This is a genomic window from Paraburkholderia translucens, assembly GCF_020881035.1.
GTDB classification, from domain to species: domain Bacteria; phylum Pseudomonadota; class Gammaproteobacteria; order Burkholderiales; family Burkholderiaceae; genus Paraburkholderia; species Paraburkholderia translucens.
Window position 1 is genome coordinate 683360 of sequence record NZ_JAJITC010000001.1, and the last position, 12045, is coordinate 695404.

General features: G+C 61.9%; 10 protein-coding genes and 1 pseudogene. 5 read left to right on the top strand and 6 right to left on the bottom strand.

Annotated elements, in window-relative coordinates:
* The first annotated feature begins 81 nt into the window (after positions 1–81).
* A complete protein-coding gene (locus LJ655_RS03165; protein ID WP_230559788.1) occupies positions 82–1068 on the top strand; it encodes a zinc-dependent alcohol dehydrogenase family protein in 987 nt (328 codons plus the stop codon).
* Positions 1069–1426: 358 nt separating this feature from the next.
* On the opposite strand, the gene LJ655_RS03170 is transcribed toward LJ655_RS03165, so the two are convergent.
* Positions 1427–1615, bottom strand: coding sequence for a hypothetical protein (locus LJ655_RS03170; protein WP_230559789.1), 189 nt, complete (start codon positions 1613–1615; stop codon positions 1427–1429).
* Between the two features lie 11 nt (positions 1616–1626).
* Between LJ655_RS03170 and LJ655_RS03175 the strand changes: the two genes are divergently transcribed.
* On the top strand, positions 1627–2211 hold the full coding sequence (locus LJ655_RS03175; RefSeq protein WP_230559790.1) for a TMEM175 family protein: 585 nt from the start codon (positions 1627–1629) through the stop codon (positions 2209–2211).
* 33 nt (positions 2212–2244) lie between these two features.
* Here LJ655_RS03175 and LJ655_RS03180 read toward each other — a convergent pair whose 3' ends face one another.
* Together LJ655_RS03180 and LJ655_RS03185 are read right to left on the bottom strand one after the other, a co-directional pair.
* Complete coding sequence (locus LJ655_RS03180) at positions 2245–3999, bottom strand: MOSC and FAD-binding oxidoreductase domain-containing protein (protein WP_230559791.1); 1755 nt, start codon at positions 3997–3999, stop codon at positions 2245–2247.
* A gap of 5 nt (positions 4000–4004) precedes the next feature.
* Positions 4005–4670 (bottom strand): DUF427 domain-containing protein, encoded by a 666-nt coding sequence (locus LJ655_RS03185; protein ID WP_230559792.1) that lies wholly within the window; start codon positions 4668–4670, stop codon positions 4005–4007.
* Positions 4671–4934: 264 nt separating this feature from the next.
* Between LJ655_RS03185 and LJ655_RS03190 the strand changes: the two are divergent.
* A pseudogene (locus LJ655_RS03190) lies at positions 4935–5048 on the top strand (short-chain dehydrogenase/reductase); the annotation flags it as partial.
* Positions 5049–5252: 204 nt separating this feature from the next.
* Here LJ655_RS03190 and LJ655_RS03195 read toward each other — a convergent pair.
* The 3 genes from LJ655_RS03195 to LJ655_RS03205 form a co-directional block, all read right to left on the bottom strand.
* Positions 5253–6068: a methyltransferase domain-containing protein gene (locus LJ655_RS03195; protein WP_230559793.1), complete on the bottom strand. Its 816-nt coding sequence runs from the start codon at positions 6066–6068 to the stop codon at positions 5253–5255.
* Between the two features lie 421 nt (positions 6069–6489).
* A complete protein-coding gene (locus tag LJ655_RS03200) occupies positions 6490–6819 on the bottom strand; it encodes a DUF4148 domain-containing protein (protein WP_230559794.1) in 330 nt (109 codons plus the stop codon).
* 328 nt (positions 6820–7147) lie between these two features.
* Positions 7148–7426, bottom strand: a complete 279-nt coding sequence (locus LJ655_RS03205) for a hypothetical protein (RefSeq protein ID WP_230559795.1) — start codon at positions 7424–7426, stop codon at positions 7148–7150.
* Between the two features lie 503 nt (positions 7427–7929).
* On the opposite strand from LJ655_RS03205, the gene LJ655_RS03210 reads away from it, so the two are divergent.
* Positions 7930–11556 carry an AAA family ATPase gene (locus LJ655_RS03210; RefSeq protein ID WP_230559796.1) on the top strand — a complete coding sequence of 1209 codons (3627 nt, stop codon included), beginning with the start codon at positions 7930–7932 and terminating at the stop codon, positions 11554–11556.
* Positions 11557–11613: 57 nt separating this feature from the next.
* Complete coding sequence (locus LJ655_RS03215) at positions 11614–11898, top strand: DUF4242 domain-containing protein (protein ID WP_230559797.1); 285 nt, start codon at positions 11614–11616, stop codon at positions 11896–11898.
* Positions 11899–12045 lie beyond the last annotated feature (147 nt).

Sequence of the window (12045 nt, forward strand, 5' to 3'; positions counted from 1 at the left end):
TTACATGCGTTCTAGCATAGACCATGATGACAGACGTCGACCCATTCGCTCGACGGGAAAGCAACCCGATAGGGACCCACCATGACCATGCAGGCGCTCGTCCTCAACCGCTACAACGGCCCGCTCGAATTGACCGAAGTCTCAATGCCGGAACCCGCACGCGGCCAGGTACGCGTGCGCATTGCCGCAAGCGGTCTCAATCCGCTCGACACCAAGATCCGCGCTGGTAGCGCAGCGCATGCGAAGCATCCGCTCCCGCTGGTGCTCGGCATCGATATGGCTGGCGTGGTCGATGCCGTTGGGCCGGGCGTGACCGCTTTCCATGTCGGCGACGAGGTCTACGGAATGACGGGCGGCGTCGGTGGCATTCAGGGCTCGCTGGCCCAGTATGCGGCAGTCGATGCCGACCTGCTTGCGATCAAGCCGGCCAACCTGTCGATGCGTGAATCCGCGGCGCTGCCCCTCGCGTTCATCACCTCCTATTCCGGCATTGTCGACCGCGCCCATCTGAAAGCGGGCCAAACTGTGCTGGTGCAAGGCGGAGCAGGCGGTGTCGGGCATGTCTCGGTGCAACTGGCGCGTGCACTCGGCGCCCAAGTCTTCGCAACAGCGAGTTCACGCGACCACGATCTCGTTGCGCGTCTGGGCGCTACGCCCATCGACTACCGGTCGCAATCGGTCGAGCAGTATGTTGCTTCGTTGACGCAAGACACAGGCTTCGACGTTGTGGTCGACACCGTCGGCGGCCCTTCGCTCGATGCGTCGTTTGCGGCAGTCAAGCATTTTGGCCATGTCGTCAGCGCATTGGGCTGGGGTACGCATGCGCTGGCTCCCTTGTCGTTTCGAGAAGCGACGTACTCAGGAGTCTTCACCCTCTATCCGCTCCTGACGGGCATGCATCGCGCGCATCACGGAGAGATGCTGCGCGAGGCCACGCGGTTGATCGAAGCCGGCAAGCTCGCGCCGAATCTCGATCCTCGCCGGTTCGACCTGAGATCCGCAGAAAGCGCCTACGACGCCATCACGAACGCCACCGCACACGGGAAAATCGTGGTGGACGTCGCGTGAGATCGAACGCGCCAGCTTCGCTGTGTCGATTCACGACTGGCCGACGGGACGTATGCTGGCGGCCTTCAATCTACCCGTAAGCAAAAGGTCGCTATCCGAATGGACCGGACATTCGAGTGTCCGTCGCAGTGAGCGAGCGAATGACTAAATCTGGCCGATAGTACGCCTCCACGCAGTTCGTCCGAAAGCTGCCGGCGAGGATTCCACCGTTCGCTCTGTGGGACGCGCATCGAACTGGTGCTCTCGGCCAACCCCGGTCGTTCGCCCTCGTCCTTACACGGCCATTAGTGGACCGTTCCGGCCAGATAACGAACCTTCACGCTGGCACACGGTCGAGCAGCTCAAGCTGCGTGAGCCGCTAACGGCGGGTGTCACCGTATAGCGCCTGCACGCCGGCGAGCCGTCGCTCGACGGCATCGAGATCATGTTCAAGGGCGGCCAAATGGTCGACGCCGATGTGCTCGAAAGCCTGATTACATGCTGAGATCGACAATTCCCGCACAGCGGATTTACCTGCATCATCACGGTTGACATCCTGCTCATCCAAGGGAGGACGCCATGCGTGAAGTGAAGGTAAACGCGGAACGGCTAACCGCGTTTTCCGATGCGGTCTTCGCGGTGATCGTGACGATCATGGTGCTGGAAATCAAGGCACCGGAACGCCCGGAATTGCCGGACCTCTTGCCTTTGTGGCCGATGGCCGTCAGCTATGCGGTGAGCTATGTGTTCATCGTCATCATCTGGATCAACCATCATCATCTGATGCGCTTCGTCAGGCCACCGACGCTCGGACTGATATGGATCAACTTCATCCATCTGTTCCTGGTCTCGCTCCTGCCTTTCGCCACCGACCGGGTGGCGAGCACGAAGCTCGCGTCGTCCCCCGTCGTGCTGTATGCGGGGCTCTTCGTCTGCATCGACATCGCGTACAACGTCTTCGGGTATCAGGTATTTGCCCACGCGAACACCGCCCAGGTGCCCATGCGAATGCGACGGATGGCGAGGTCGCGCTCGCCCGTCGTGCTTGCCGCTTTCGTGATCGCGATGCTGGTTGCGCTCCTTGCGCCGCGCTTTGGCTTTGCGTTGATCTGCGCGGCGCTGATGCTTCACTTGTGGCCGGACGTGTCGGGCAATGGGTCGTGACGGTTTTGCCTTGCCTATCGAATCGCGTCTCGGTTAAAGATCGACGACGATGTCGCGAACCGGCTGCGAGCAGCAGACGAGGAGGTTGCCTTCGGCGGGCTTGTCGAGCGGCTCCGGCCCGTAGGCCACCGCGCCCGAAACCAGACCGCTTTCGCAGTTGTGGCAGACGCCCGTGCGGCACGACCAGCGAACGGGAACGTCGCAGGCTTCCGCCAGTTCAAGAACGCTCTGGTAGACAGACGGATTCCAGTGCGCGGCGATGCCGCTGCGCGCGAACGACACCAGCGGCCCCGTGTTCGCGTCGTCTTTCGGCAGATGCGGACTACGCCTGTCCGTCCCGACGATGCCCGGATTCAGCGACTCGCCGCCGTTGAAGATCTCGGCGTGAATCCGTTCCGGCGCGACGCCCAGGCCGGCGAGCGCCGCTTTCATGTCGTCCATGAAGCGCGTGGGTCCGCAGAGATAGATGTCCGCGTCGCGCGTCACACCGGCCTCGTGCAGAACCGCTTGCGACAGGCGGCCCGTCGCGTCGAAATCCACGCCCTTACGGTCGCGCGTGTCCGGTGTGCTGTAACAGACGTAGCTACGTCCATGAGCGAGCATGGGCATCAGACGGCGAGCTTCGGCGGCGAACGGATGATGCTGTCCATCGTGCGCCGCGTGCAGCCACAAGACCTGCCGCGTCGAGCGCGCCGCCGACAGCGCGTGCAGCATCGACAGAACCGGCGTCGCGCCGATCCCCGCGCTGAGCAGCACCACGGGTCCGTCGCCAGGCTGTAGAACGAAGCTGCCGCGCGGTGAGCTAACGTCGATCGTGTCGCCCACCCGCACGTGCTGCTCAAGGTAAGTCCCGGCCGCGCCATTCGGCTCGATCTTCACGCTGATCCGGTAGCTTTCCGGCGAACGCCCGCCTGAAATCGAATAGCTGCGGAAAAGCGGCTGTCCGCCCGCCGTTCGCTGCAGACGCAACACCACGTATTGGCCCGGCAGAGCGGGTTGCAGCGGCTGACCATCCGCGCTCTTGAAGCTGAGTGAGAGCACGTCTGCGGATTCAGGCTCGATCGCCGTCACCGTGAGTGGCCGGAAACCCGGTGCAGCGGGATTCGCTGCCGCTGCGGGGGCGAGCCCGGCATTTCCCCCCTTCGCGCTGCTCTTCAATAGCGCCTCGAATGACCATCGCCAGCCTGGCGACAGCGCTTCGATCCGCAACGCTCGCTCCAGTTGATCGCGAGGATGATGAGCCGAGTACAGCAGCGCATTGACCTGCGCGACGGTCATGCGCTCTTTGGCCTCGCCGACCTTTACTATCTCGTCGCCCGCTCCGACCTCGCCTTCCCGGAGGACGCGGAAGTAGAAGCCGGGCCGTCCGCTCGATGTCAGCAGGGCGGGCATCCGGGGTTCGTTCATGCGGATGCCGACGCGATAGCAGGTGACGCGGGGCTGCGTCACCTCGAACAGCGCGTCGCCGATCCGATAGCGGTCGCCGATGCACACGTCAGAATCGGGCAGTCCTTCGATGGTGAAGTTTTCGCCGAACTGTCCGTAGGCAAGATCGTGCCTCTTCAATTCCACCTGCCAGTAGCGCGACGATTCGATCTGGTAGACGAATACGGCCCGCTGCTCGCCGCCGTGCCCTGCCAGATCGCCTTGACCGTCGCCGTCGAGGTTCAGCCGCCCGGCGCGGCATCGGCCCCGCACGGGGTCTTTCCAGATCCCGGTATGTACCGTGCGGCCTTTCCATTCGATGTCGCGCGGCAGTCCGACATTCACCGATAGCAGTCGCGCCATGGCCGTCACCGCTTGTGCGACAGCGACACTTCGGCGATGGTCAGCTCGCGATCGACGCCGTGCGGAATCACCGTCTGCCCGGGTCCGAGAGGAAGCTGCCTGCCGTCGAGATGCACTGAAATCTTGTCCGGCTCGAACGACATGAAATCCGAGATGCGCCCCACCTCGGTATACGCCTCCGGATACGACCATGCCGCCAGACGCGCGTCGCCGATGTTGTAGTAGCTGCAATTGCCCTCGTACGGGCAGAACGTCTGAGTCTCGCGCGCCAGGCGAAGGCGACCCGTCCTTGCAGTTCGCTCGGGTGGGCGGGCAGGCCGATGGGCGGGCGGGCCGATGTGCTGCCACGCGCCGCGCGGCGCGGTCTGATCGCCGGCGCGGCCGGCAAACGACGATGTGGTCCCGAGGTCGGCATGCTGGGTGGGATGGTCGATGCATTCGAGCGCAGCGGGAACGATGTCACCTTCCGGAAAGTAGCCGACGGGATAACGTGCCGGCTCGAACGGGAGCACGACTTCCTCGCTATCGGCGATCCAGTTGCCGCCGAAGCGCACGCGCATTCGCCGGCGCAGCTGCTCGGCGTACAACAGTCTCTTCGGCAGCGGCCCGGGTACGCGAAACCGGCCGATTGCGCCCGCCGAAAGCGGACCTTGTTGCCACGACAGTCCCATTGCTGTTCTCCCGCTGTCAGGATCGACCGCCTGGAATCGCGCACGTCAGACCAACGTGCCTCCCGGACCTTGCGCCGAAGTTCCAGAGTGAATGATGAGACAGACACAGCGTGCGCCGCACCCGTCAACGGACCCGCGGCCCAAGGTCCGCCTAGTTTAAACGCCCTCGCGCGAGAGCGTCGCGGCATCTTTGATCGGATAAATGATGCCTTCCCGATGGCCGCCAGAGCATCGGGATTGCGTTAGTAGAAGAACGCATAGAGACCCGTCCATCTTTTACCCGGCAGCGATGCACTCGGCCTGGTGCGAGGCAAGTTGTCGGCACTCGAAGACGAGATCCGGGGGTGGGAGACCGTCACGGTCTCGACGGATGGCTGAGTAGCGCGGAAGGCGGAAGGGATGTCCCCATGCGGCAACGGGGCAAAAAACTGCGGGCGACCGTAATGCGATAGTCCGCATGTCAATGCACAGCGGACGCTCAAGTATCTCTGGCCACCGTCTGAAACGGGCCGATAGCGCATGCAAATAGACCGGTTGAATCCGTCCTCCCGAACGGCAGTAGAACCGACCGTCTATGGCCCTTCAGGACGCGTTCGCTCCTTTACCAATCATCGCGTAGAAGTTATATCCGGCAAAGAATGTGCCGTCTTCGCTCGCCTTCATTTGTCGGGCGACGAAATCCTGCATGTCTTCCGCCGTCGCGACACCCGTCTTCGGTACGAGAATGCTGAACGAATTCAGAGCAGCGACAAAAAAGTCGGCACGGCCAATCTCTGTCATCAGCCATCCGCGACTATCAATCAGTTCCAGTCCGACATGGCGAAACAGCTGTGGCATCGCCCGCATCACTCGCGGATTTGCGATCACGGCAGAGATGATCTTTTCGTCCATCTCGCGGTCGGCGCCAAAGGTCATCGTCGCGTAGTCGCCGTCGAACACGGCGACTGTGCCGCTGCCGCGCACAAGCCGCGCTGCTTCGCGCACGACTTCGACAGGCCGCGGCACATGACTCACCAGTGTATGCGCGATCACAACGTCGAAGCCCCCGTCTGGCAGCGTCACGTTCTGCGCATCCTGAACTTGCCAATCGATGCGGTTTGCGAAATCCTCGTGAGCGGCGAGCTGCCGTCCTCTTTGAAGCAGATCAGCGCTTATATCCGTGGCTGTTACCTTGCCCCGGAACTCCGATCGTCCGAGGAGCTGACGCACTTCGACGCCAGTTCCACAACCGAGCACAAGCACGTCTTTTGCTTTTGCGAGGTCGAGCAAAGCAAGATACTCGTGCAGCATGGCGATGTACTTCGCGTTTCCCGAGCGAGCTTCCAGCCGGGTCGCGATTGCATCAATGAATTGAGCGTCAAGTTCGTGGGTCCGGCCATAAACATCGAGAATGGACATCAACAGCTCCTCAAAAGTTTGCATCCGACAAAGCGGCCATTCGACTATAGTCTCTCAACAGGTCGATACGACGAGCCAGATTATCGGGGCACCGAGCGATCCGTTCTCGCAACTGATTTCCCAGCAAACCGCGACTGCGACATCGTCACCGGTGTGCAGAAGAGTTCTTGCGTCGCGCTGGCTCAATCGGCGGGTGCGCCCGGATCTCGGAGAGTCATGGCGTGACCAGGTGCGGCGACGTCCCGAACGCCGTACAAACGCACAAGCGGACGCATGCCGGGAATGCGTGGCGCGTCAACTTTTTGCGGACCGTTAAGGCGACTCGAGCTGGTCGCAGTCGGATTGTGTACAGCCGTCAGACCCTGACGAGCCAGGCACGTTACCCGGATCGTCGACGCGGTGTCGGGCGGCCCATCAGCGGTCAATTACCGAAGAAAAGGTTGCAGTAACTCGCGGGACCAGTGCACGAAGATGGCGAGGGCTTCGACACATGCTGGGCACTGCCGGAAGCTGAGGCGCCAGCGGTCGTGCCGCCGACGTCATTGCTGCGCGCCTGCTGGCTCGCCTGTGCAGCGCCGTTGGTCGTCGCGCCGCCAACGTCACTGTTGGCCTCCTGCTGGCTGTCCTGTGCAGCGATCTTCACTTCGGCAGCCTGAATGTCACGCGTGACCGGCTGTTTCGATTGCGCGAAAGACACGATCGGCGCGGCGATCGCGGCCGCAAGCGCAACTGCCTGGATAAGCGACTTCATGATGCACCTCCTCATAGTTGTCTATCCGGCACCCTGGCGATACGAGTGCACATAGACGTTGCCCAGAAAATCAAGAACGTCCCTTCTCAGGAAAGGCCCCGGCCCGGCGCTACTGACGAAAATCGGTTCTGGCGACCAAGCGTGTGCTGGACCGACGTAATTCGCCAGACTGACTCCCGGCAGCACCGCGACGAGCGTGAGTGCAACCACGGGTTTGCACTTGCGCATACGACCTCCTCACGAACGCACGTAACCGTTCCCGGCCGTAGCGTGCTTCGGAAAGATCTGGTCGGCGTGCCGATTTTCTTCGAGTGCTGCCTCGAGCACATCAACCTCCTCGATACATCGGATCGATGGAGTCGCCCCCGGGGACGCGTTTGCCGGACCGCGACGGGCTCGGCACGCCGCCGTTGACGCCGCCATTGTTCTTGTGAACCACGCTGGCGTGGTGCAACGGCATCGTTTTACCGCTTTGCGTTGCTGTCGCTCCGCTGTCTGTGCGACAAGGTACGTAGGCGCCTGCAAAAGCAAGGGCAGCCAGCGATGCCAGGCATGCGACCAAAAGATAAGCGACAGTTTTCGCAACTGCCTGGTTAGGCGACTTCATGATGGCACCCTCCTGGTGGTCTATCCGGCACTGCGGCAATCCGCCTGCTCATAGGCGATAGACGATATACGGTGCCAAAAAATGCAAAACGCGCGTCACGAGAACAAGCCCAGCGCGGCGCTACGCCACGAAAAGTCGACTTGGTGGCCAGCCGGATTGACATACGGTGAACCGCGGGCGCTGGGAGACGGCTCAGGTCGGGTCCAGCCGATCGCAGTTACCCGTGCTCGTCGCCCCCGTTTGCAAACCGCATCCGGCGGCACGCGGCCATCTAGCCCCTCGCTGCGCGCTAGAATGGATATTCCAGCGCCTGCTTTACCCAGATTGCGGACCGATCATGAGGCCGCACAATTTTCGTTGCCCTTACTTAATCAATACCGACGCACGCGCCTGCCGTGCCAGGCGTCTTGTCCAGCAGTCGTTTGGAGTGGAGGTGAAGGCGCATGAAGAAGTTGCGTTACGTCGCCGAACATAGTCCTGGACGGTAGACGAGAGGTCCAGCAATGACGACCGACGATCTGGCGACGTGGCTGGGGCAGATCGGCCTCGGTAGGCACGCTGCGAAGTTCGCCTCGCAAGGGATCGACTGGGACGTGCTTGGCGACCTTTCCGATGAGGACCTGAAGGAACTCGGCCTGACGCTCGGTGACCGCAAGCGGCTCGCGAAAGGAATTGCTGCACGAACGGGAGTTGACGCGCGATCGCCCGAACGAGCGAAGGAACGAGGGGAATCGTCTTCGACGCCTGTGTATGGAACCGAAGAAGCCGAGAGGCGGCAACTTACGGTGATGTTCGTCGATCTCATTGATTCAACAGCGCTCGCAGAGCGATTCGATCCCGAGGACATGCGACGCCTACTAGGGCGCTACCATGAAGTCTGCGCCAGCGCGATCGAATCGCATGAAGGTCACATCGCGCTTTACCTCGGTGACGGGCTGCTCGTTTATTTCGGCTACCCGGATGCACACGAAGACGATGCCGTGCGCGCGGTACTTTCCGCTCTCGCCGTGGTGTCGGCGCTTCGCGAGGCCAACGATCGCATTGAAATCGAGCAAGGTGTACGGCTGCAAGTGCGTATCGGGATCGAAACGGGACTGGTCGTCGCCGGCGCGATTGGCGCTGGATCTTCGCTGGATCGCCAGGCGATCGTCGGAGAGGCACCAATCTTCGCCGCAAGGCTGCAGGCACTCGCGCCGCCCGACGGCATTGTCGTGGGCCCGGCAACGCAACGTCTGATCGAAGGATCGTTTCTGCTTCAAGACCTCGGTTTGCAAGAACTGAAAGGCGTCTCCGGTCCGATTCGGGTGCAACGCGTGCTCGCGCAAACGGATGCGATCGACCGCTTCGAAATCAGGGCGGCCCACGGCATAACGCCGCTCATCGGACGAACCGCGGAACTCGACATGATCCGGCAGCGCTGGAAGCAGAGCACAGACGGCGAGATGCGCTGCGTGATGTTGATCGGCGAGCCGGGCATCGGGAAATCCCGCCTGCTGCGAGCATTCGGCGACAGCATCCGCGCGGACCCCCATGTGGTCGTTTCGCTCCACTGTTCCCCGTACCATCGCAACAGCCCTTTTTGGCCTGTGCTGCGCTGGCTACGACATGTCTTTGGGCTCGGACTCGACCCGCCCGGCGATTCGGATCTCGAACTGCTGGAGACTGGAATTGCAAGACTCGGATTCGATTTCGACGAAGCGGTTCTTGTCCTCTCAACCTTGCTGGGAATTCCGGCGTCCGAGCGCCACCAGGCGATTGACGTGTCTTCTCCTGCTTTCAGGCGACGAACGCTCGACATGCTCGTCACCATCGTCGAAAGGTCGACGCGGGTTCAGCCGGTGCTCGTCGTTGTCGAGGACGCGCACTGGATTGATCCGTCTTCACAGGAGTTCGTCCGGCTCGTGATCGAACGACTGGTGACCGCCCCGTTGCTTGTTCTGCTCACGGCGCGGCCCGAGTTCGAACCAGGGTGGGCTTACCCTCATCTCGTACAGCTCAATCTCGATCGGCTGTCGCGTCGCGATTGCATCGCGATGATCGGACGGCTGACCGATGGAAAGCGGCTTCCCGGTCTGGTGCTCAATCAGATTGTCTCCAAGACGGACGGCGTGCCGCTTTTCGTCGAGGAACTGACGAAGACCATCCTGCAGGGCGATTTGTTGCAGGACGCAGGCGTCAGCTACGAGTTGAAAGGACCGCCGCAGATCATTGCGATTCCTGACACGCTCCAAGGCTCCCTGCTATCGCGGCTCGACCAGCTGGAGCCGGCCGTCAAGGAGACCGCCCAGATCGCGGCCACGGTGGGGCGGGAGTTCGGCAGGAAACTGCTTCGCCTCATTGCGTCGAAATCAGAGACTGAGCTGCAGAAAACGCTCGACCGCCTCGTCGCAGCGGAAATCGTCGTTCCCGCTTCCGGTACGCCAGCGGAGGGTGACACGTATCAGTTCCGGCATGCGTTGATCCAGGAGATCGCGTACCAATCGCTGTTGCATACGCGCCGCCGCCAATACCATGCGCTGATCGCCGCCGCTCTCGAGGACCACTATCCGGAAATCGCGGAGCGGCAACCTGAACTGATCGCGCAGAACTTCGCCGCGGCCGACTTGCCGGAGCGCGCGATCGGCTACTGGCAGCGAGCCGGCGAACAGGCACTGGCCGGCGCGGCCTACGAGGAGGCTATCGCACATGCGCAACGCGGGCTTGAACTGCTAAACCGATGCTCCTACGGTGATCAGGATCGGGCCACCCACCTGTTGCCTCTGCTGCTGACAAGAGGCGGAGCGGAGCTCAGATTGGGCCGGCGCGAAGCGGTGACGACCTTCGGGCAGGCGGCGCAAATTGCCCGCGAACAGAAGCTTACGTCGTTTCTCGTGCAGGCGGCCCTGGGATTCGACACTGCGGAGACGTTCCTCGAAGGCTCCGGCAAAGCATCGCTCTCCTTGCTCGAAGGGGCGCTTGCCTTGATCGGAACCGACGAGTCGATCGAGCGTTGTCGTCTGTTGAGTCGACTAGTCCGCACCCACCACATGACGGGCGCGCGAGAACCAACTGGCGAAGTGGCACTGGAGGCAGTCACCCTCGCGAGACGCCTGAACGACCTGCCGAGCCTGTTCGATGCATTGGTGTGCGAGGTAATGCATGTCGGGGCCCGCCCTTTGCTCGCGGACGCGTTCCCGGAGCGTATAAGCATGTTGCAGGAGTTGAGCCAGATTGCAGAAGATCTCGGTGATGCGAGCACCATAGGTCACGCATGTGCTCGATGTCTTGCCGGCTACCTGGAGGTTGGCGAGGTGGAACGCTTCGAGAGCGCCCTGGAGAGGTATCGGGAAATTGCCACCAGTGAACAGCACTTCGTCGACAGATGGTGTGTCACGGGTGCGCAGGCGATGCGTGCCATACTCGTCGGGGACTTCGCCGAGGCGGAGCACAAGGCGCGAGAGTCGTTCCAGATGGCGCAGAGCGTCGACGCGAAACTCGCAACGGGCATCTACGGCATGCAGATGTTCACAATACGCCGCGAACAAGGCCGGCTCGCCGAGGTCGCATCGCTGTTCAAGCGGTTCGTCGATGAGCATTCCGAAGACTCCACGTGGCGGCCCGGGCTCATGCTGATCTGCAGCGATCTCGGCTTTGAACCGCAGGCCCGTGACAATCTTGATCGGCTCACGGCCACCGAATCGGGCATCCCCACTGACAGCAAGCGTCTCGTCACGTTGACGTATCTGGCGGAAGTTGCTGCGCGGCTCCGGGACGTCGAGCGTGCCAAACACGTTTACGCACTTCTTCTGCCGTTCCGGGATCAGGTCGTGACCGTGCCTGTGTTTACACTGTGCTGCGGATCTGCGGCACGGTATCTGGGTATGCTCGCTCACGCTCTCGGCGACTGGACTGCCGCGGAGGAGCATTTCCAACACGCGCTAAGTATTGACGGGCGTTTGCGGGCGTACCCCTGGCTCGCGCATGACCGGCACGAATTCGCCCTCATGCTGGCAGCGCGCAATCGCATCGAAGATAGAGCACGAGCGCAGAATCTGCTTGCCACAGCGGCCGCCGCCGCCAAAGAACTGAAGATGTTCGCTCTCGTCGAGCGCATCGGTGGCGCACAGACAGGCACAAGGCTCGGAAATTAGAACAGGCTGTCGCTCAGTTTGAGCGGCAACCTGCAGCCACTACTCAAGGAGAATCACATGCCGCGTTTCATGATTGAACGAAACTTCGCAGAACAACTCGAGGTTACCGGCGAAAGTGCAGCCGCTGTGAAGCGAATCAACGACGAGGAGGGCGTCGAGTGGCTCTTCTCGTTTCTTAGCGCGGACAGGAAGAAGACTTATTGCCTGTATGAGGCGCCTGACGCCGAAGCCATCCGCGCCGCCGCACGCCGGGCGAACCTGCCGGCCGATGTGATTATCGAGGTGAGCGACTTGCGGCCGGAGATGTTCGCTTTAATGGGGCCGGGACCTGCCGGCAGTTGAGGAGGTGCGGATGACCGTCGTACATGGCGGATTCAACCGGTCGATGCAACACAATGAACGTCGCATGAGCGGCGGGAGTGTTGCAAATGAAACAGAGGCGCCGGATCTATTACAGCGAAAGCCAGAAGGCGTTGATGTGGGAACGCT